Here is an 18,024-nt window from a genome sequence, read left to right as displayed (position 1 = left end):
GGCGTACGACGACGGCGCGCCGGACGGCCTCAGCGCGGGATGACCTTGTGGGTGCCGTCGCACCAGGGCAGACGGCTGGACTTCTCGCAGCGGCAGAGGGCGACGACGGGGCGGTCGACGACGTGGACCCTGCCCTCGAGGTCCTGCACGGACTCGGCGCCGCGGAGCAGCATCGGGCCGTGCGGCACGAGCACGACGTCGGGGTGGTCGAAGTCGCGCTCGCTCATCGCTGCTCCTCCCACGCCCCGAGCATCGCCGTCGCGAAGCGCGCCTCGACGTCCAGGCAGGTGAAGGCGCCGAACAGGATCTCGGCCGCCTGGTCGGGCTCGTCGTCCGCCAGGGTGCCGCAGATGTCGCGCGCAGCGAGGTGCTCGTGGATCGCGTCGGCCTCGACGTGCTCGTCGTAGTAGGCCGACATCGGACCGTCGAGCCCGAGCCGGTCGAGCCCCTGCACCATCTTGCGCGAGGGCAGCGAGCTGGTCATCTCGAACGCCGCGAGGTGCCCCATCGCCGCGCCGCGCAGCCGGCGGTGCAGGCCGAACAGTGAGCCGGCGTTGTTCATCTCGAGGTTCTCCGGGAGGGCGTCGTCGACGTAGGCGCCGTACTCCGCCCGCAGCCCGACCGCCACGAGTCCGCGCGCGAAGAGGTGGGAGTGCAGCCGGTTGGGGTCGCCGTCGCCGTACTCGTCGAACTGCAGCGCCATCAGCGCCGCCTTCGCCCGCACGGGCAGCCGCGGGACCACGAAGGCGGAGGGGTCGGACTCCTTGAGGTGGTAGACCGAGCGCTGCCGCAGCAGCTCGAGCACCTGGTCGCGGTCAGCGTGACGACGCACGAAGTCGGCCAGCGACGGCCCGTCGTCCGCGGCGACGAGGTCCTCGAGGGCCGTCGGCACGTCGGCGGGAGCGGGCGTCGGCGGGACGCCCGCCTCGGCCCATCGCGCCCGCAGCCGCTCCTCGAGGGCGGTCTCGAGGTCACGGCGTACGCCGAGCAGCTCGGGGTCCCACTCGGCGCGGTCGTCGGCGTCCTCGAAGCCGCGGAACGACAGCTCGTGCAGGGTCCAGAGCGAGATCGACTCGTCGTCCCACGAGTCCGCCTCGGGTGCCGAGCCGGAGAGCTCCGGGTCGGCGAGCCGGGCGACGAGCCACTCGCTCAGCGCGCCGCGCGGCTTGGGCAGTCTCACGGCTTGAACACCACCTTCACCATGCCGTCCTCCTTGTCCCGGAACTTGCGGTAGGCCTCCGGGGCGTCGTCGAGCGGCAGGTGGTGCGTGGCGAACGACTCGACACCGAGCACGTCCTCCTCCTGCTCGAGCAGCGCGAGGATGTCGTCGCTCCAGCGGCGGACGTTGGCCTGGCCCATCCGCACCTGCACCTGCTTGTCGAACAGCTGGAACATCGGCAGCGGGTCGGTGGGGGCGCCGTAGACGCCGGAGATGCTGATGGTGCCGCCGCGGCGCACGCTGTCGATGCAGCTCATGAGCGCGGCGAGGCGGTCGACGCCGAAGTTGAGCATCACCTTCTCCTGCACCTTCTTGGGCAGCAGGCCGAGCGCCTTCTGGGCGGTCTCGGCGACCGGCGAGCCGTGCGCCTCCATCCCGACGGCGTCGATGACGCCGTCGGCGCCGCGGCCGTCGGTGAGCCGGCGCACGGCGTCGCCCACCCCGTCGACCTCGGTGAAGTCGATCGTCTCGGCGCCGCGGCCGTGCACGCGCGCGAGCCGCTCACGCACGGAGTCGACGACGATGACCCGCAGGCCGCGGTGCAGGGCGATCCGGGCCGCCATGTCGCCGATCGGACCGGAGCCGACGACCAGGAGCGTGCCGCCGTCCTCGACGTCGGCGTACTCGACGGCCTGCCACGCGGTGGGCAGCACGTCGGAGAGGAACAGGAAGCGGTCGTCCGCAGGGCCGTGGGGCACCTTGATCGGCAGCGTGTCGCCGAACGGCACCCTCAGCAGCTCGGCCTGGCCGCCGGGCACCTGCCCGTAGAGCTTGCTGTAGCCGAACAGGCTCGCGCCGGTGCCGGTGTCCCTGTTCTGGGTGGTCTCGCACTGGCTGTAGAGGCCGCGCGAGCACATCCAGCAGGTGCCGCAGCTGATGTTGAACGGAACGACCACGCGGTCGCCGGGCTGCAGGGTCGTGACCGCGGACCCGACGTCGCGCACGATGCCCATCGGCTCGTGTCCGACGATGTCGCCTGCGGTCATGAACGGCGTCAGCGGGTCGTAGAGGTGCAGGTCGGACCCGCACAGCCCGGTCGAGGTCACCTCGATGACGACGTCCGTGCGCTCCTCGACGACCGGGTCAGGGACCTCCTTGACCTGCATGTCCTGCTTGCCCTGCCACGTGACTGCCTTCATGGAACCGGTGACCTCCTGGGTCCGTCGTGCTGAGTGGTCGTGCAGAGCCAGTGCCCCGGACGGCCCCTTCCATGCGCGCGCGTGCGAGAGGCCGCGCGTGCATGGGGGCCGGGCGCGCGGGGAACGCAGGGAGGGCCGACGACCCCCCAGGAGGTGGCAGTGCCCGCTGATCAGGAGCCGACCGACGAGGAGCGCGCCGACCGGATCGCCGACCTGGCGACGTCGCAGGGCCTGCGCGTGGCCGTCGCGGAGTCGCTGACCGCGGGACGGATCTCGGCGTTCCTCGGCCGAGGCGAGGCCGCCAGCGAGTGGTACCGCGGTGCGGTCGTGGCGTACGACGAGGAGGTGAAGTTCGAGGTGCTGGGCGTCACCCGCGGACCCGTCGTCACGGCTGCCTGCGCGCAGCAGATGGCGGACGGCGTACGCGCGTTGCTGGGCGCCGACGTCGCGCTCGGCATCACCGGGGTGGGGGGACCCGGCCCGCAGGAGGACCGGCCGCCCGGCACGGTCCACCTCGCGGTGTCCACGGCGCGCGGCACCCGTGAGCTGCACACCCGTCTCGAGGGCGACCCCGCCGAGGTCGTCGTCGCCGCGACCAACCTGGCGCTCCGCGAGCTCGTCGGCGAGCTCCACGAGCTCGCGGTCCGGCCGCCGGGCAGCCCGGCGGCCGGGTGAGCCCGCTCAGTCGGTCGACGGAGCCGCCGAGATGGCCTCGACGAGCCGTCCGGCCTTGTCCTCCGGGAGGCTCTTGGCGATGTCGGCCTGGCTGATCATGCCGACGAGGTCGTGCCCGTCGATGACCGGCAGGCGCCGGACACCGTGGCGTGCCATCGTGTCGAGGGCCTCCTCGATGTCGTCGTCGGCGCCGATGGTGACGACCTCGTCACCGGCGTAGTCCTGCACCTTGACCTGAGTGGTGTCCATCCCCTCGGCCACGCAGTTCAGGACGATGTCGCGGTCGGTGATCATTCCCTTCAGGCGGTTGTCCTCACCGCAGATGGGCAGCGCACCGACACCCAGGTCCTTCATCTTGCGGGCGGCGTCGCTCACGGTGTCGTTCACCGAGGCGCACTCGGCGCCCCCGGTCATCACCTCGCGTGCCGTGGTCATGTCGTCTCCTCTCGTCGTGGTGCCGTGTGGGCACGTCCGGTACCCGCTGCAGCCGGGACGATTCGCCGATCGGGGTGAGCGCGTCGCACTCCGCGACCGTGGTAGTAGTCAGGGGTGCGACCACCACCCAGAGTGCGCGACCTTGCCGTCCTGGTCGTGGCCTGCGCCGCGCTCGCCGGGTGCGGCGGCACCCAGGACGACGCTGCCACCACGGCGGCCCGGCGACTGCTGGACGCAGCCGCCGCTGGAGACGGCCCCGGTGCCTGTGCAGCCCTGGCGGCACCGACCAGGGACGAGCTCGAGCAGTCGAGCGGGAAGCCGTGCGAGGAGGCCGTCCTCGAGGAGGAGCTCGGCGGCGACGGGCCTGCGAGCGTCGAGGTCTTCGACACGATGGCCCAGGTCGTCGTCGGCGCCGAGACGGTCTTCCTGTCCCGCTACGACGGCCGCTGGCGGGTGGTGGCGGCCGGCTGCACGCCCGTCCCCGACCGTCCCTACGACTGCAGCATCGGACTCCCCTGATGCGCGCGATGTTCGTCGCCTACCTGGCCTGCATCTGCGTCGGTCTGGCCGTGCTGCTCGCCCTCGCCCTGAGGCACGTGTGATGCGCGCCTTCCTCCGCCACAACGGACTCGGCCTGTTCTTCGGGCTGCTGTTCCTCCTCAGCCTGGCCGGCCAGTCCCTCGCCGGGTGGCACCAGGTCAACGCGCGGCTGGTCGCCGAGCACCTCGACCCCCTGTCGTGGACCCGCTACGTCACGTCGTCGGACTTCGCGGTCGACGTCGCGGAGAACTGGCAGAGCGAGTTCCTCCAGTTCTGGGTCTACCTGATGGCGACCGTGTGGCTGCTGCAGAAGGGGTCGCCGGAGTCCAAGGAGCTCGACAAGGTCGGCAAGGAGTCCGACGAGGACCAGAAGATCGGGTCGCACGCCGATCCCGACTCCCCGGCGTGGGCGAAGACCGGCGGGTGGCGCACCCGCGTCTACTCGTCGTCGCTCGCCATCGTGATGGGTGCGATCTTCCTCGGCTCGTGGGCGGTGCAGTCCGTGGCGGGCTGGGCGGCCTTCAACGAGGAGCGGTTGCAGCAGCTGCAGGACCCGATCGCGTACGGCTCCTACCTGGTCAACGCTGACTTCTGGGCCCGCACGCTGCAGAACTGGCAGAGCGAGTTCCTGGCGGTGGGCACGCTCGCCGTCCTTGCGATCTACCTGCGCCAGCGCGGCTCGTCGCAGAGCAAGCCGGTCGGCGAGCCGCACGACTCGACGGGCGTCGAGGGCTAGCTGTACCGGCCTTCTCTGGCGTGCGTGGTGTCGAGCTGCGCACCTCTGCTGATTGCGCGGGACGCCCCCCGGTGACACGCTGGGGGCACCCCTCAGCGGCTTCGCGAGTGCCTGCGCCACGACACCCGGGTCGGCATCGCATCCCGTGACCGACGGAAGGTCCACAGATGCTCGACGAGCGCTTCGAACGTGTCCTCGCGGACGCGGTGCGCGACCTCGACGCCCAAGCCGATCCGCCGCACACCCTCCAGCGGCTCGTCGAGCTCACCCCTGAGTTCTTCCCGATGTGCGACTTCGTCGGGGTCTCCCTGATCGAGGGCGGCAAGGTCCGCACCCCTGCCGGCACCAACGAGCGACTGCGTGAGCTCGACGAGTCCCAGTTCGAGATCGGGCAGGGGCCGTGCCGTGACGCGATCCGCACCCACGCGACCGTCGTGGTCCACGACCTCGCCACCGACCCGCGCTGGCCGTCGTGGGGCCGGGCCATGGTCAGCGAGCTCGGCATCCGCTCCAGCCTCAGCTTCCGGCTCTTCACCCGCCCCGACCGCACCTGGGGTGCGCTCAACGTCTACTCCACCGAGAAGGACGGCTTCAGCGACGAGGACGTGGTGCAGGGCCAGACGATCGCCGCGCTGGCGGCGGTCGCGCTCGCGCGGTCGATCAACGACGAGCAGCTCGCGTCGGCCCTCGAGACGAGGACGACCATCGGGCAGGCGATCGGCATCGTCATGGAGCGCTACGAGCTCGACGCCGACCACGCGTTCAGCGTGCTGCGCCGGATCTCCTCGCAGGACAACCTCAAGCTGCGGGACCTCGCGGCCCAGGTCGTCGCGACCCGCGAGGTCCCGCACCGGCACACGCCGACCAAGCCCTGACCCGCCCGTTGGCAGGTGGTGCAGGCCCTCGCTGTCTGTGAGCCTCGGAGGCATGGACGACCAGCCCTCTCCCGAGCACCGCCGCCCCGACGGGGTCACCGACGAGACCGTCGAGGCGGTCGGCAAGCTGTCCGCAGCCCTCGACCACGTCGAGGACGCGCGCGGGCACCTCTACGCCTTCCACCGCCTCATGGGCAGCGCCGAGTCGACGCTCGAGGAGGCCGAGGAGCTGGTGCGCAAGGCCGGCCACGACGACATCGCCGACGCGATGGACCGAGACGTGCTCGGTCAGAACCCGTTGCCGGGCATGTGGTCCTTCCAGATGGTCGACGAGTTCGACGACGGCTTCTACGCCCGCGCCAAGGGCCTGCACCAGCGCGCCCTCGACGAGCTGATGAACGGCCAGCGCCACGTCTTCGAGGCAGAGATGAAGGAGCTTCGGCGCACCCGCGGACGCGAGGGCCACGAGGCGAAGCCGGCGGACGTCGAGGGCGACCCCGAGTACGACGGCTGAGGCGCGGCGGAGACCTAGCGCGAGCCGCGCAGCTGCGGGAGCACCTCGGACCCGTAGGCCGCGATCATGTCGGCGTAGTGCGGTCCCATGTTGGCGACGTACACCTCGTCGAAGCCGGCGTCGACGAACGGCGCGTAGGCCTCGACGTGCTCGCCGGCGTCGGGCCCGAACGCGCCCTTCTCGGCGAACGCCTCGCGGGTGACCAGCTCGCTGGCCTGCTCGAAGTGCTGCGGGCTGGGCAGCACCTGGCTGAGCTCACCGGGCACGCCGGAGTTAGGCCACAGCTCGTACGCGGTGTCGATCGCGTCGTCGCGCGTCGGCCCCCAGGCCACCTTGAAGCCCGCCTGCGTCGGTGCGTCAGCGCCCTTGGCCGCACGGAACGTCTGCACCGACTCGGCGTCCGGCTTGGTGGTGATGAAGCCGTCGGCGATCCGGCACGCCACGTCGAGCGCCTTCGGGCCGAACGCGCTCATGAAGATCGGCGGCGGCTGGTCCGGCAGCGTGTAGATGCGGGCCGTGTCGACGGTGTAGTGGCGCCCCTCGCGGGACACCACCTCGCCCGTCCACAGCGCGCGGATCACCTCGACGGCCTCCTCGAGCATCTCGAGGCGGAGCTCGGTGTGCGGCCACCTGTGGCCCAGGACGTGCTCGTTGAGCGCCTCGCCGGTGCCCACGCCGAGAGTGAACCGACCCTCGCCGAGCAGCACGGCCGACGTGGCCGCGGCCTGCGCGACGATCGCGGGGTGCGTGCGGACCGTCGGGCAGGTGACGGCGGTGGTGACCGGGAGGTCGCACACCTGCGCGACCGCCCCGATCATCGACCACACGAACGGCGACTGCCCCTGGGCGTTGTTCCACGGGTGGAAGTGGTCGCTGATCCAGAGGCTGTCGAACCCGGCCCGCTCCGCCAGCCGCGCCTGCTCGAGCAGGTGGTCGGGGGCGTACTCCTCGCAGGAGAGGAAGTAGCCGAACCTCGTCATCAGCGCGTGGCGGGGGCGCTCACGCGGGCGCGGCTCTGCTCCGGCTCGTGCGACATCAGCAGCCCGTGCTGGATGGCCCAGAGCACCGCCTGGGATCGCGAGGTCACCTCGATCTTGGAGTAGGCGCCACGGATGTAGGACTTCACCGAATTGATGCTCAGGTTGGTCTCCTCGGCGATGTCGCGGTTGGCCTTGCCGGCCGCGATCATCGAGAGCACCTCGGTCTCGCGCTGGGTGAGCGGCCACTTCTCGGCCGCCACCTTCTCGGCCTCGGCCTGGCCGGTCCACGCGTCGACGACGACGCGGCCGTCGGCCACCTGAAGCAGGTTCCACACGAGGCGGCGGGCCGGCAGCCACTTGCTGACGAAGCCCGCGGCGCCGCGCGACATCTCGGTGGAGACCGCCTCGGGGCTGCAGTCCCAGCCGAAGGCGACCATGCGGGTCGGGAAGCGCTGCGGCGCCGGGCGTACGCCAGCAGTGCGGCGGTGGGGTTCGTAGAGGGTGAGGTCGCACAGGGGCGCCGGACCGTCGGCCCGGTGCGCCACCACTGTGATCAGCGCGGAGTGCGGCTCGAGCATGGCGCGCAGGCCATGGACGACGAGCTCGCTCTCCTCCATGATCGCCACCTTGACGTGGCGAGTGACGGGGGCAGTAGGTCGTTGCATGGCCCGCAGTACCCCGATGGGCGGGGCGCATGCGCCCGTGAAGGTGAAGCCCTACGCCAGCAGCACCCGGGCCACGCAGGCCGCTTCGGACTCGGAGACGCCGGCCCGCTCGGCAGCCTCGCACAGCATCACCGCCGCCATGTCGGTCGTGACGGCCATCCGGGCCGCGACCAGGCCGACGGCCACGTCGACGAGGCGCTGCTCCCGCATCCGCTCAGGCGCCTGCTCGGCACGCCGGAGGGTCTCGAACCCGAGGTCCGCGTTGGTGACGGCGCCCGCCTGCCAGGCACCGAGCGCCTCGACGAGCCCCTCGATCCGGTCGCGGAACGCGTGGGCGGTCGAGGCGTAGAGGTCGATGTTGAGCACCGCGCGACCGTGCTCCACCACCGGCAGGGACACGGTGCTGGCGATCGCCCCGAACGCCCGCTCGCGGGCCATGTCGGCCCAGTCGAGCTCGTCGAGGGGGTGGGCCTCGCCCGGAGCCGCGGCGGGCCCGGCCTCGCCCGCGTCGCCCGCCTCGTCGTCGCGCGGGAGCTCGCTGGTCGCCTGCCGGTCGACCAGGGTGAAGGTCAGGTCCTCGTCGAGCAGGGTGACGCTGAGTGCGACGCAGTCCGGCACGGAGTGCACCGCCCAGCTCTCGATCACCCGCAGCAGGCCCTCCATGTCGTCGATGGACGCTGTCACGTACTCGTCCAACGCCTCCCGACTCTGCGGCAGCAGCTCCATATCGATCCCCTCGACACATCGGTGTTGCCTGAGCCCTCGATGTTCCTCCGACGCCCCGGACGACACCACACCCGCGCGGGCGGTGGAGGGTGGGTGCATGGCCCCCCGCCCCTTCGGGTACGACGATCCCGTGAACGCGGAGACGCTCCACCACCCGGTCGTCGTCCTCGACCTGGACGGCACGTTGGTGGACTCGGTCTACCAGCACGTCGTCGCCTGGCACGCCGCCTTCCACGACGTCGGCCTCCACGTGAGCGCCGTACGCGTCCACGAGGCGATCGGGATGGGCGGGGACCGGCTCGTCGCCCACGTCGCCGGGGACGCGGCCGAGGTCGCCGTCGGTGAGGACGTCCGCAAGCTGCACGACGACTACTTCCGCTCGTACCTCCGCACGGTGTGCGCCCTCGACGGCGCCGCCGACCTCGTGGAGACGCTCGCCCGTCACGGGCACCGGCTCGTGCTGGCCAGCTCGTCGGAGGCCGACATCGTCGACGACCTCCTCGAGATCGTCGACGTACGCCGCCACCTGACGGCGATCGTGACCGGCTCGGACGACGCCGCGACCAAGCCCGCACCCGACATGGTCCAGCTCGCGATCGAGCGCGCCGGGGGCGGCAGGGCGATCGTGGTCGGCGACGCCGTCTGGGACGCCGTGTCCGCCGAGGCGGCCGGGGTGCCGTGCATCGGGCTGCGCAGTGGCGGCGTGAGCGCCGAGCGCCTCACCACCTCAGGTGCGTCGTGGGTCTACGACGGGCCTCGCGACCTGCTCGACCACCTCGAGGGCGGACCGCTCACGCGGCAGGGTAGTTCGACGACCTGAGCAGCCGCGCGAGGTGCGTGGTGTTGCGGGCCAGGAGCTCCGTCGTGCTCGCGGTCTTCTCCGGCGTCGTGTCGAGGTCGCGGTAGTCGACCGCCTGCATGGCCTCGCCGACCCAGTAGGTCGCGGCCTGCGCGGGGATCGTGAAGCCGACGTCGCCCAGCGCCTGGAAGAGCTCGGCGCACACGTGGTGGGCGCCGTCCTCGTTGCCCACGACGCCGACGCCGGCGACCTTGCCGAACATGATCGGCCGCCCGTCGTCGTCGGACTCGCCCAGCCCGGCGTCGAAGCGCTCGAGCACCATCTTGCACACCGAGGAGGGCTGGCCCAGCCAGATCGGCGTCACCAGGACGAGCACGTCCGCCGCGAGCACCCTCTCCCGCAGCGTCGGCCACGCGTCGCCGTCCCCCTCGTCGGTCGTGACGCCGAAGCGGACGTCGTGGTCGACGACGCGCTCCATCGAGCCGTCGACGCCCCGCGCGCGGAACGCGTCGAGGACCTGCGAGCCCAGCAGCTCCGAGCTCGAGTCCGCGGGTGACGGCTTCAGCGTGCAGGTGAGCACCAGGCACGTCAGGCCGCTGGACGAGGTGGTACCGCTCGTGGAGGTCGTCATGGGCCGGCCGGTACCCCTTGCGGAGGTGCGCATACGAAACCCGCCGGAGTCACCTCGCACGGCGTACGGGAGGTCAAGACCGGCGGGTCTCGCGCTGGGCGCCGAGATCGTGGCGGGACGATCCCGGCGTGACCCAGGTGTACCCCTCAGGGGTGCACTCCATACGCCCCCCATGCACGATCCCCGACGCATGCGTCGGGTGCCGCGACTGAGAGCCGGTGGTCGGGGTACGGGGACCGCGTCACGAGACGCCCCGCACCCCTTGGAGGAGAGATGAGTCCGTCCGACGACCGGTCGCAGGAGCCCTGGACCGACCCGCAGACCCACCTCGACACCGACCCGGTGAACGCCGAGGAGAGTCCCACCGGCGTCGAGGACGACGTCGTCGACGACACCGAGGAGGACCAGTCGTGACCTCGCTCTGGCTCGACCGGGCGGCGCCCTTCGCCGACGACCCGCTGCCCGGCTCCGGGGCGCCCGTGGACGCCCTCGTCGTGGGTGCCGGGCTGACCGGCCTGACGACCAGCCTCCTGCTCGCCCGCGCCGGGCTGCGGGTCGCGTGCGTGGAGGCCCGCCAGGTCGGCGCGGTCACCACCGGGCGCACCACCGGCAAGGTCTCGCTGCTCCAGGGCACGCACCTGTCCCGCATCCGCAGCCACCAGTCCGAGGACGTGGCGGCGGCCTACGTCGACGCCAACCGAGAGGGCATGGAGTGGCTGCTGCGGTTCTGCGACGACCACGCCGTCCCGTACCAGCGCCGCACCGCGGTGACGTACGCCGCCGACGAGCAGGAGCGCTCGTCGGTCGAGGAGGAGCACCAGGCCGCTTCCGCGCTCGGCCTGGCCGTCGAGTGGCGTGACACCCTCGACGTGCCCTTCCCCCACGTGGCCGCGACGACGCTCGCCGACCAGGCCCAGATCGACTCCATGGACGTCCTCGCGGCGCTCGTCGAGCAGCTGCGCTCCCATGGCGGCACCCTGCACCAGGGCCACCGCGTGCGGTCGGTCTCGAAGGCCGGCCGGCCCACCATCCGGCTCGAGGGCGGCGAGACGCTGACCGCCGACCACCTGGTGCTGGCCACCGGCACCCCCATCCTCGACCGCGGGCTGCACTTCGCCCGGCTCGAGCCGCAGCGCTCCTACGCGCTGGCGCTCGACGGCGCCGGTCCCATGGAGGGGATGTACCTCTCCGCCGGGTCCGACGCCCGGTCGGTGCGTGACGCCCCCGGCGGGACGATCGTCGTGGGCGGGGCCGGCCACGTGGTCGGTCGTACGGACTCCCACCTCGCGCACCTCGACCGGCTGCGCGCGTGGGCGGCGAAGTGGTACCCCGCCACCATCGAGACCCACCACTGGTCGGCCCAGGACTACAGCAGCGCCGACGGCGTGCCGTACGTCGGACCGCTGCGGCGAGGCGGTGACCGGATCCACGTCGCCACCGGCTACCAGAAGTGGGGCATGACCAACGCGGTCGTCGCGGCCCGCGCCATCTCCTCCGACATCCTCGGTGACATGCCGCCGTGGGCGCAGACCCTCAGCGGCCGGAGGCCCACGTCGTCCAACGCCGCCGAGATCACCCGGATCAACCTCGGGGTCGGCGCGGCGGTCGTCACCGGAGCCGTGCGCACCGCCCGCGAGCGGCTGCCCGGCAACGCCGGACCGGCCCAGGCCAACCAGTGCGGCATCGTCGGCGTGTGCACCCACCTCGGGGGGCTGCTGAAGTGGAACGACGCCGAGGGGACCTGGGACTGCCCGCTGCACGGCTCCCGCTTCACGCCCGACGGCGAGGTGCTCGAGGGCCCCGCGACCAGACCGCTCCTCAAGCGCTCGAGCGCCGCCGGGGAGGCGGGAGACCGGGCGGACTGATGACGGAAATCCGCCGCGTGCTGCTCCTCGTTGCCGCCGCCCTGCTCGTCGCCGGGTGCGGCTCCGTGGTCCCGACCGACTTCCCAGCCGATCCGGATGGGACGCTCGACCGGGTGCGTGACGGCGGGGTGCTGCGGGTCGGTGCCTCGCCCCGGCCCGGGTGGGTCGAGGTCGGCGACGGCCCACCCGCCGGTCGCGAGGCCGAGCTGGTGGCGGGGTTCGCCGACCACCTCGCGGCCGAGGTCGAGTGGACGGTGGCCGGGGAGGAGGAGCTCGTCCGGCTGCTGGAGGACGGGAAGATCGACCTGGCCGTCGGCGGCTTCACCGACACCAACGCCTGGGTCGACAAGGTCGGACTCACCCGGGCGTACGCCGAGGTCGAGGTGGCCGGCACCACCGAGGCGCACGTGATGATGGTGCCGATGGGCGAGAACGCCTTCCAGGTCGAGCTCGAGCGGTGGCTCGACGACCCCCCGACCGCCGGCGGGGGCACGTCATGAGCCGCACCGAGGACCGGGTCGGCTCCGATGGGGCGGGCGGGTCGGGCCACTGGTTCGGCCACACCGAGCTGCCTGCGGAGCAGGCCGACGCGCTGCGGCGGGCCAAGCGGCTCGAGGTGGTGACGTTCGTCTACATGCTCACCTGCGTCGCCGTCGTCTTCGCGACGGCCGGGAGCTCGCAGGCGATGAAGACCGCATGGGTGGAGGACTCGCTGGCACTCGTGCCACCACTCGCCTTCCTCATCGCGGTCCGCCTCGGTCGCCGGCGCCCCACCGCCGACCACCCGTACGGCTTCCACCGCGCCACGGGGGTCGGCCACCTGACCTCGGCGATCGCGCTGCTGGCGGTCGGCCTGCTGCTGGCCGTGGACTCGGCGACGGGCCTGCTGCGCGCCGAGCACCCGCCGATCGGCACGGTCCGGCTCCTCGGCCACACGTTCTGGGCGGGTTGGCTGATGGTGGCGGCCATGGTCTACACGGGCATCGGACCGTTCGTCCTCGGCCGGATGAAGCTGCCGCTGGCCGAGCGGCTCCACGACAAGGTCCTCTACGCCGACGCCGACATGCAGAAGGCCGACTGGATGACCGCGGCCGGCACCATCGCCGGCGTCCTCGGCATCGGCCTCGGGCTGTGGTGGGCCGACTCCGCCGCGGCGCTGCTCATCTCGTTGTCGATCGCGCGCGACGGCTGGACGAACCTGCACTACGCGACCACCGCGCTGATGGACGAGCGCGCCAGGACGTACGACGACGAGCACCCGCACCCGCTCACCCGCCGGGTCGACGAGGTGCTGGCCGACCTTCCGTGGGTCGACGACAGCCGCAGCCGCGTGCGCGACCAGGGCCACGTCTTCCACGTCGAGTCGTTCGTACGGCCGGCGGACGGCCGCACTCCCACCCTCGACCAGCTGGAGGCGGCGGCCGACCTGCTGCGCGAGCTGGACTGGAAGGTCCACGACGTCGTCGTGGTGCCGGTGCGCGACCTCCCCGAGACGATCCCGGCCCCGGAGGAGGACCCGGAAAAGGACCCGGAGGACGGCTAACGGTGGTCGCAGACCAGGTCGGCGGAGAGGGCTGCCTCGGCCGAGAGCTCGACATCGGCGCCGCAGACCAGGTCGAGCGGGTCGGCCGCCTGCTCCACGGTGGCGACGGCCTCGTCGAAGGCCGGGACCACGTCGGCGCAGGCGTGCTCGAGGCCGATCCGGGTGAGCGTGGAGGTGGACAGGTCGCCGCTGAGCGCCAGCTCGACCGTCCAGTCGCCGGCGTCGGTGCGGACGCAGTCGGCGGCAGCGGTCTGCCGAAGGGCAGCGAAGTCGAAGGTGCCCGTGCCGAGCTCGTCGGCCAGCGCCGCCTCCCAGTCGGCGAGCGCCGCGTCCTCGGCCCGCGAGGCCGGCCCGGACGCCTCGGTGGTGGCGTCGGCACCACTGCCGCAGGCGGCGAGGGCGGGGAGGAGCAGGACGGGGAGGAGAGCGGAGGGGGCGAGGGAGCGGAGGGCGGGAGCGCGCATGACGGGCAGGCTAGGAGCCGGAGGAGAGACGCGTCCGCGGTTTGTTACCGATCAGTACGTGATGCTCGACTCACTCCGCTGCCGGGCGGTCAGCACCCGTGCCGCGAGGAAGCCGCCGACGGCACCGAAGAGGTGGCCCTGCCACGAGACGCCCGGCTGGCCGGGCAGGACCCCGAGCAGCGCGCTGCTGTAGAGCAGGAAGACCGCGACCCCGATGAAGATCTCGAGGATGCGACGGTTGAGGAAGCCGCGGACGATCAGGTAGACGATCCACCCGAAGATCAGCACCGAGGCGCCGGCGTGGGTGCTGCCCGGCTGCGCGAAGAGCCAGACGCCGAGGCCGCCGACGACCCAGATGATCGCGGTGGCGGCGAGCCCGCGGGCCACGCCGGTCGCGAGGGTGAGGAAGCCGAGCACGAGCACCGGGACGGTGTTGCTGGTCAGGTGGTCGAAGCCGAAGTGCAGGGTCGGCGCGAGCGCCACCCCGACCAACCCGTCCTCGCTGCGGGGCCGGACGCCGTACGCGTCGAGCGGGTTGCCCGTCGCGGCGTCGACGATCTCGAGCAGCCACAGCAGCACGACGAACCCGCCGGTGACGAGCGCGGCACCCTTCCAGGCGGGCTCGCGGGCGGTGGTCTGCATGCCCCTCATCGTGACATCCGGCGCGAAACGGCTGTCCCTTCGGCGGAGCCGGTCAGGACCGGCGGGCGGCCACGTCGGGCGGGAAGCCGCCGGTCGAGACGGTGCCCCAGCGCGTGGGCGTGATCCGGAGCAGCGACTTGCCCTGGTCGACCATCGCCTGCCGGTACTCCTCCCAGTCGGAGTGCTCGCCGGCGATGGAGCGGAAGTACGCGACGAACGCGTCGAGCGCCTCCTCCCCCTCGCTCGCGTCGAGCACCTCGCACGTGCCGTCGACCTGCACCCACGCGTCGTCCCACTCGTCGGAGAGGACGACGACCGAGACGCCCGGGCGCTGACGCGCGTTCTTCGTCTTCGCGCGCTGCGGGTAGGTGGCGACGACGATGCGACCACCGTCGTCGACGCCACCGCTGACCGGCGAGGCCTGCGGACTCCCGTCGGCGCGCTCGGTGATCAGCAGCATGCGGTGGCGCGGGCGGACGAACTCCAGCAGCTCGTCGAGCCCGACCTCGGTGTTCGTCGCGATGTTCGGAGCCATGCGTCGAGGTTAGCCATGCGACACGCGCTCCAGACCGGCGCGCGGTCGTGTGGACATCGGTGACCGACGGGGTGACGCTGACCGGATGAGGGCGCTGCCGCGACCGCACCTTGCTCCCGGTCCCCACCGGGAGCTGGTCGACGCGCTCCACCACCTGCACCACCGTGCCGGATGGCCGAGCCTCCGGCACCTCGCCGCGGACACGGGGGTCTCCCACACGACGGTCTCGAAGGCGATCTCGTCGCCGGCGCTCCCGAGCTGGGGAACCGTGGAGCTGCTGGTCGAGGCCCTGGGAGGCGACATCGCCCGGTTCCACGAGCTGTGGCTCGCCGCGTCAGCGCCTCCTGATGCGCCCCGGCGCCCCGGCGTGGTGATCGCCGGCCGCGTGGCCGAGCTCGATGTCGTACGACAACACCTCGAGGCTGTCTCCGGACTGCTCCTCGTCACCGGCGAGGCCGGCGTGGGCAAGACGGCGCTCGTGGGTGCTGCGGCGGCATCGGCCACGACCACCGTGGTCGTCGGCCACTGCCTGCACCTGTCCCGGGAGGTACCCCTCCTCCCTGTCATCGAAGCCCTGCGAACGCTCAACGACGCCGACAACAGGCAATGGGTCGAGGAAGCGCTCCGTGCGTGCCCTGCGTACGTCGGCTCGAGCCTGGCGCGGCTGCTGCCGGAGCTCGACGTCGCGTCGAGCCCCACCCCGGACGATCCGTGGGGAGGCGAACGACTCCTGTCTGCCGTGAGCCGGCTGCTGCGGGCGCTGGCGGCAGTCCGTCCCGTGGCGCTGCACGTCGAGGACTGCCACTGGGCCGACCGCAGCACCCTCGACCTGCTTGCGCACCTGGCGAGCGCGTCGTGCTCGGTTCCTCTCGTCACGACATGGCGCACCGGCGATCCCGACGTCCCGCGGGACCACACCGACTGGTTGACCAAGACCCGATGGACGACCGGGGTGACGACGGTGCACCTCGAGACGCTCACGCTCGGGGAGACCACCGAGCAGCTTCGGCTGCTCACCGGCTCGGCTCCTGCGCCCGCCGATGCAGAACGCATCCACGCCCGCTCGCAGGGCCTCCCCCTCTACACCGCCCAGCTGGCAGGCAGGTCGGCCGACGACGAGCTTCCGTCGCAGCTGGCGGACCTGCTCGACCGGCGGATCGGCGACCTGGACGAGGGTTCGTGGCGGGTGGCACGACTGCTCGGAGTCGCCCAGCGGCGGTTGCCGGCCAGGGTGCTGACCGAGGCCAGCGGCCTGGAGTCCGAGGAGATCGAGGCCGCACTCCGAGCACTCGCCGACCGAGGGCTTCTCCGCGCAGGCCTCGGGGACGACGTGGCGCTGTCCCACCCGCTGTTCGTGGATGCGATCCACCGACGCCTGGTCCCCGGAGAGGGCACTCGGGCCCATGCCCGTCTCGCGGAGACGCTGGCCGCCGAGCCGGACGTCGAACCGGCAGAGGTTGCCGACCACTGGCGAGCGGCGGGCCGACCGGACGGAGAGATCGTGCACCGGGTGGCCGCAGCCCTCCGGGCGGACGAGAGGTTCGCCCCGCGCGAGGCGCTCAGTGAGTGGTTGCGGGTGCTGGAGCTGTGGGACGCCGACGAACGCGTCGACGGCGTGGACCTGTGGGACGTCCTGACCTCCGGCCTCCGCGCAGCCGGCCAGATGGGCGACCTCGACGCCGCTCGAGCGCTGGTCCCCAGGCTCGCCGAGGGGCAGCTGAACGACCAGCAGCGGGCGGCTGCGCTTCAGTGGACCGCGACGTTCGAGCTGGCCGATGGCAGGCCACGGCGCGGCCTGGCGCTGCTCGACGAGGCGCTCGCGCTGTTCGAAGGACAGCCGCCGTCGCCACAGCTGGACGAGCTCCTGGCCGATCGGGTGGCGTCGTTCATGCAGCTCGGATGGGTCGACGACGCCAGGACGGACCTCCGCCGTGGCCTGGAGGTCAGCGAGGCACTCGGCCACGAGGGGTCCCGACGACGCTGGACTGCTCTCTCGATGTGGGTGACCATGCGGTCCGGCGACCCGGAAGGGGCCGTGGCCATCGGAAAGGCGGCCCTCGTGTCTGCCCCTGCCCGACTCGACCCGATGGCCGACCTCGGGCTCGCGGTGACGGCGACCGACGTCATGCTCCACACCGCCGCCACGGCCAGTGAGGTAGAAGCGCTGGCCAGTGGCACCCTCCGCGAGATCGAGGCCTACGACCTCGTGCTCTCGAACGGCTCCGTGCTGCTGCGCGGCAACGTCGCCTGGGCCTACCTCGTCCACGGCGATGTGCTCACGGCGCGGGAGTGGTTGGGTCCGGTGACGTCTTCGGACCCGGACCCCAACACCGCCTTGGTCCACTACCTGCTCGGCGCGATCGAGCTCAGGGAGGGCGACGTGGAGCACGCTGTCGACCGGTGCCGGGACGCGTCCGCACAGATCCGGGCACACGGCCAGAGCTGGATCGACGGCGTGCCCTGGCTCGCGGAGGTGGAGCTGTGGGCAGGGAGGGTCGAGCCGGCGCTCCAGGTCCTCGAAGAGGCCCTGGAGGTGACGCTCCCGACCCAGGCATTGATGACGGCTGCACTCGTCTGCTGGTGTGCCCGAGCACACGCGGAGCGGCTCGACGCCGCGCACGCCCCCGCGTCCGAGCGGCGTCGGCTCGTGGGACAGCTCCGGGCTGCCGTGGCGTCGGCTCGGACGGACCCGTTCGGGGTGGCCGACTGCGACGTCTCCGTCCCCGCGTCCTGGAAGTCCTGGCGTGCCGAGCTGGCGAGGATCGACGGGACCGAGTCGGTCGCGGACTGGGCGTCGGCAGCCGCGGAGTGGGACCGCATCACGCGGCCGCACGACGCGGCGTACTGCCGCTGGCGCGCTGCCGAGGTCGCCCTCCATCACGGCGAGGGCACGACTGCCGATCGGCTCCTGAAGCGGGCAGCGGCCGACGCACGCACGCACGTCCCGCTCGCGCAGGCGATCGCAGCAACGACGGCGCGAGGCGCGAACTGCAGCTGAGCCGGCTCCCGGTCCGCGACGACGACGACCTCGGTGCACCATG

Annotated in this window: 22 protein-coding genes; 11 read left to right on the top strand and 11 right to left on the bottom strand. The window is 72.3% G+C overall.

Annotation, left to right across the window (positions count from 1 at the left end):
- Window positions 1–29: 29 nt before the first annotated feature.
- From ACFQW6_RS15750 to ACFQW6_RS15740, 3 genes are read right to left on the bottom strand one after another with little or no spacing between them, the layout of a single operon-like run.
- Complete coding sequence (locus tag ACFQW6_RS15750; protein ID WP_378547151.1) at window positions 30–227, bottom strand: CDGSH iron-sulfur domain-containing protein; 198 nt, start codon at window positions 225–227, stop codon at window positions 30–32.
- Complete coding sequence (locus ACFQW6_RS15745) at window positions 224–1,180, bottom strand: iron-containing redox enzyme family protein (protein WP_378547148.1); 957 nt, start codon at window positions 1,178–1,180, stop codon at window positions 224–226. The genes ACFQW6_RS15750 and ACFQW6_RS15745 overlap by 4 nt, the downstream gene beginning before the upstream one ends.
- A complete protein-coding gene (locus ACFQW6_RS15740) occupies window positions 1,177–2,358 on the bottom strand; it encodes a zinc-dependent alcohol dehydrogenase (RefSeq protein WP_378547146.1) in 1,182 nt (393 codons plus the stop codon). The genes ACFQW6_RS15745 and ACFQW6_RS15740 overlap by 4 nt, the downstream gene beginning before the upstream one ends.
- Window positions 2,359–2,517: 159 nt before the next feature.
- Between ACFQW6_RS15740 and ACFQW6_RS15735 the strand changes: the two genes are divergently transcribed.
- On the top strand, window positions 2,518–3,033 hold the full coding sequence (locus ACFQW6_RS15735; RefSeq protein ID WP_378547143.1) for a CinA family protein: 516 nt from the start codon (window positions 2,518–2,520) through the stop codon (window positions 3,031–3,033).
- 6 nt (window positions 3,034–3,039) lie between these two features.
- Here ACFQW6_RS15735 and ACFQW6_RS15730 read toward each other — a convergent pair whose 3' ends face one another.
- Complete coding sequence (locus ACFQW6_RS15730; RefSeq protein WP_378547140.1) at window positions 3,040–3,468, bottom strand: CBS domain-containing protein; 429 nt, start codon at window positions 3,466–3,468, stop codon at window positions 3,040–3,042.
- Window positions 3,469–3,600: 132 nt separating this feature from the next.
- Between ACFQW6_RS15730 and ACFQW6_RS15725 the strand changes: the two genes are divergently transcribed.
- The 4 genes from ACFQW6_RS15725 (at window position 3,601) to ACFQW6_RS15710 (ending at window position 6,133) form a co-directional block, all read left to right on the top strand.
- Window positions 3,601–3,987 carry a hypothetical protein gene (locus ACFQW6_RS15725; RefSeq protein WP_378547138.1) on the top strand — a complete coding sequence of 129 codons (387 nt, stop codon included), beginning with the start codon at window positions 3,601–3,603 and terminating at the stop codon, window positions 3,985–3,987.
- An 82-nt stretch (window positions 3,988–4,069) separates the two neighbouring features.
- Window positions 4,070–4,744: a DUF6766 family protein gene (locus ACFQW6_RS15720; RefSeq protein ID WP_378547136.1), complete on the top strand. Its 675-nt coding sequence runs from the start codon at window positions 4,070–4,072 to the stop codon at window positions 4,742–4,744.
- Between the two features lie 167 nt (window positions 4,745–4,911).
- On the top strand, window positions 4,912–5,619 hold the full coding sequence (locus ACFQW6_RS15715) for an ANTAR domain-containing protein (RefSeq protein ID WP_378547133.1): 708 nt from the start codon (window positions 4,912–4,914) through the stop codon (window positions 5,617–5,619).
- A 52-nt stretch (window positions 5,620–5,671) separates the two neighbouring features.
- Entirely contained in the window at window positions 5,672–6,133 is a 462-nt protein-coding gene (locus tag ACFQW6_RS15710) for a hypothetical protein (protein ID WP_378547130.1), read from the top strand.
- A gap of 14 nt (window positions 6,134–6,147) precedes the next feature.
- Here the strand turns inward: ACFQW6_RS15710 and ACFQW6_RS15705 are convergent, their stop codons facing one another.
- The 3 genes from ACFQW6_RS15705 to ACFQW6_RS15695 form a co-directional block, all read right to left on the bottom strand.
- On the bottom strand, window positions 6,148–7,113 hold the full coding sequence (locus ACFQW6_RS15705) for a TIGR03557 family F420-dependent LLM class oxidoreductase (RefSeq protein ID WP_378547128.1): 966 nt from the start codon (window positions 7,111–7,113) through the stop codon (window positions 6,148–6,150).
- A complete protein-coding gene (locus ACFQW6_RS15700; protein ID WP_378547125.1) occupies window positions 7,113–7,730 on the bottom strand; it encodes a response regulator transcription factor in 618 nt (205 codons plus the stop codon). The genes ACFQW6_RS15705 and ACFQW6_RS15700 overlap by 1 nt, the downstream gene beginning before the upstream one ends.
- Window positions 7,731–7,829: 99 nt before the next feature.
- Window positions 7,830–8,504 (bottom strand): hypothetical protein, encoded by a 675-nt coding sequence (locus ACFQW6_RS15695; protein WP_378547122.1) that lies wholly within the window; start codon window positions 8,502–8,504, stop codon window positions 7,830–7,832.
- A gap of 97 nt (window positions 8,505–8,601) precedes the next feature.
- Between ACFQW6_RS15695 and ACFQW6_RS15690 the strand changes: the two genes are divergently transcribed.
- Window positions 8,602–9,324 carry an HAD family hydrolase gene (locus ACFQW6_RS15690; protein ID WP_378547119.1) on the top strand — a complete coding sequence of 241 codons (723 nt, stop codon included), beginning with the start codon at window positions 8,602–8,604 and terminating at the stop codon, window positions 9,322–9,324.
- Here the strand turns inward: ACFQW6_RS15690 and ACFQW6_RS15685 are convergent.
- On the bottom strand, window positions 9,296–9,934 hold the full coding sequence (locus ACFQW6_RS15685; RefSeq protein ID WP_378547116.1) for a flavodoxin family protein: 639 nt from the start codon (window positions 9,932–9,934) through the stop codon (window positions 9,296–9,298). The two genes, ACFQW6_RS15690 and ACFQW6_RS15685, sit on opposite strands and share 29 nt — an antisense overlap.
- Before the next feature lie 273 nt (window positions 9,935–10,207).
- Between ACFQW6_RS15685 and ACFQW6_RS15680 the strand changes: the two genes are divergently transcribed.
- From ACFQW6_RS15680 to ACFQW6_RS15665, 4 genes are read left to right on the top strand one after another with little or no spacing between them, the layout of a single operon-like run.
- Window positions 10,208–10,348 (top strand): hypothetical protein, encoded by a 141-nt coding sequence (locus tag ACFQW6_RS15680; RefSeq protein ID WP_378547113.1) that lies wholly within the window; start codon window positions 10,208–10,210, stop codon window positions 10,346–10,348.
- Window positions 10,345–11,799 carry an FAD-dependent oxidoreductase gene (locus ACFQW6_RS15675; protein ID WP_378547111.1) on the top strand — a complete coding sequence of 485 codons (1,455 nt, stop codon included), beginning with the start codon at window positions 10,345–10,347 and terminating at the stop codon, window positions 11,797–11,799. The genes ACFQW6_RS15680 and ACFQW6_RS15675 overlap by 4 nt, the downstream gene beginning before the upstream one ends.
- On the top strand, window positions 11,799–12,299 hold the full coding sequence (locus ACFQW6_RS15670) for a transporter substrate-binding domain-containing protein (protein WP_378547108.1): 501 nt from the start codon (window positions 11,799–11,801) through the stop codon (window positions 12,297–12,299). The genes ACFQW6_RS15675 and ACFQW6_RS15670 overlap by 1 nt, the downstream gene beginning before the upstream one ends.
- Window positions 12,296–13,342, top strand: a complete 1,047-nt coding sequence (locus tag ACFQW6_RS15665; RefSeq protein ID WP_378547105.1) for a cation transporter — start codon at window positions 12,296–12,298, stop codon at window positions 13,340–13,342. Before ACFQW6_RS15670 ends, ACFQW6_RS15665 begins: the two co-directional genes overlap by 4 nt.
- Here ACFQW6_RS15665 and ACFQW6_RS15660 read toward each other — a convergent pair.
- From ACFQW6_RS15660 to ACFQW6_RS15650, 3 genes are read right to left on the bottom strand one after another with little or no spacing between them, the layout of a single operon-like run.
- Window positions 13,339–13,806 (bottom strand): hypothetical protein, encoded by a 468-nt coding sequence (locus ACFQW6_RS15660; RefSeq protein ID WP_378547102.1) that lies wholly within the window; start codon window positions 13,804–13,806, stop codon window positions 13,339–13,341. The genes ACFQW6_RS15665 and ACFQW6_RS15660 overlap by 4 nt on opposite strands.
- A 51-nt stretch (window positions 13,807–13,857) precedes the next feature.
- On the bottom strand, window positions 13,858–14,448 hold the full coding sequence (locus tag ACFQW6_RS15655) for a rhomboid family intramembrane serine protease (RefSeq protein ID WP_378547099.1): 591 nt from the start codon (window positions 14,446–14,448) through the stop codon (window positions 13,858–13,860).
- Between the two features lie 52 nt (window positions 14,449–14,500).
- Window positions 14,501–14,983, bottom strand: coding sequence for a PPOX class F420-dependent oxidoreductase (locus ACFQW6_RS15650; RefSeq protein WP_378547096.1), 483 nt, complete (start codon window positions 14,981–14,983; stop codon window positions 14,501–14,503).
- 85 nt (window positions 14,984–15,068) lie between these two features.
- Between ACFQW6_RS15650 and ACFQW6_RS15645 the strand changes: the two genes are divergently transcribed.
- On the top strand, window positions 15,069–17,981 hold the full coding sequence (locus ACFQW6_RS15645; protein ID WP_378547093.1) for an ATP-binding protein: 2,913 nt from the start codon (window positions 15,069–15,071) through the stop codon (window positions 17,979–17,981).
- Window positions 17,982–18,024 lie beyond the last annotated feature (43 nt).

Origin of the sequence: Nocardioides sp. GCM10028917 (genome assembly GCF_042666175.1) — a bacterium.
Lineage (GTDB): Bacteria > Actinomycetota > Actinomycetes > Propionibacteriales > Nocardioidaceae > Nocardioides.
Note: the sequence above shows the minus strand (reverse complement) of the source record. Positions and strands in the feature narration are given on the sequence as shown.

Coding starts and splice junctions, on each gene's coding strand:
- ACFQW6_RS15680 (WP_378547113.1), top strand. CDS start 10,208: ATGAGTCCGTCCGACGACCGGTCGCAGGAGCCCTGGACCGACCCGCAG.
- ACFQW6_RS15700 (WP_378547125.1), bottom strand. CDS start 7,730: ATGGAGGAGAGCGAGCTCGTCGTCCATGGCCTGCGCGCCATGCTCGAG.
- ACFQW6_RS15655 (WP_378547099.1), bottom strand. CDS start 14,448: ATGCAGACCACCGCCCGCGAGCCCGCCTGGAAGGGTGCCGCGCTCGTC.
- ACFQW6_RS15660 (WP_378547102.1), bottom strand. CDS start 13,806: ATGCGCGCTCCCGCCCTCCGCTCCCTCGCCCCCTCCGCTCTCCTCCCC.
- ACFQW6_RS15705 (WP_378547128.1), bottom strand. CDS start 7,113: ATGACGAGGTTCGGCTACTTCCTCTCCTGCGAGGAGTACGCCCCCGAC.
- ACFQW6_RS15715 (WP_378547133.1), top strand. CDS start 4,912: ATGCTCGACGAGCGCTTCGAACGTGTCCTCGCGGACGCGGTGCGCGAC.
- ACFQW6_RS15650 (WP_378547096.1), bottom strand. CDS start 14,983: ATGGCTCCGAACATCGCGACGAACACCGAGGTCGGGCTCGACGAGCTG.
- ACFQW6_RS15690 (WP_378547119.1), top strand. CDS start 8,602: ATGGCCCCCCGCCCCTTCGGGTACGACGATCCCGTGAACGCGGAGACG.
- ACFQW6_RS15730 (WP_378547140.1), bottom strand. CDS start 3,468: ATGACCACGGCACGCGAGGTGATGACCGGGGGCGCCGAGTGCGCCTCG.
- ACFQW6_RS15740 (WP_378547146.1), bottom strand. CDS start 2,358: ATGAAGGCAGTCACGTGGCAGGGCAAGCAGGACATGCAGGTCAAGGAG.
- ACFQW6_RS15670 (WP_378547108.1), top strand. CDS start 11,799: ATGACGGAAATCCGCCGCGTGCTGCTCCTCGTTGCCGCCGCCCTGCTC.
- ACFQW6_RS15645 (WP_378547093.1), top strand. CDS start 15,069: ATGAGGGCGCTGCCGCGACCGCACCTTGCTCCCGGTCCCCACCGGGAG.
- ACFQW6_RS15720 (WP_378547136.1), top strand. CDS start 4,070: ATGCGCGCCTTCCTCCGCCACAACGGACTCGGCCTGTTCTTCGGGCTG.
- ACFQW6_RS15750 (WP_378547151.1), bottom strand. CDS start 227: ATGAGCGAGCGCGACTTCGACCACCCCGACGTCGTGCTCGTGCCGCAC.
- ACFQW6_RS15695 (WP_378547122.1), bottom strand. CDS start 8,504: ATGGAGCTGCTGCCGCAGAGTCGGGAGGCGTTGGACGAGTACGTGACA.
- ACFQW6_RS15665 (WP_378547105.1), top strand. CDS start 12,296: ATGAGCCGCACCGAGGACCGGGTCGGCTCCGATGGGGCGGGCGGGTCG.
- ACFQW6_RS15710 (WP_378547130.1), top strand. CDS start 5,672: ATGGACGACCAGCCCTCTCCCGAGCACCGCCGCCCCGACGGGGTCACC.
- ACFQW6_RS15685 (WP_378547116.1), bottom strand. CDS start 9,934: ATGACGACCTCCACGAGCGGTACCACCTCGTCCAGCGGCCTGACGTGC.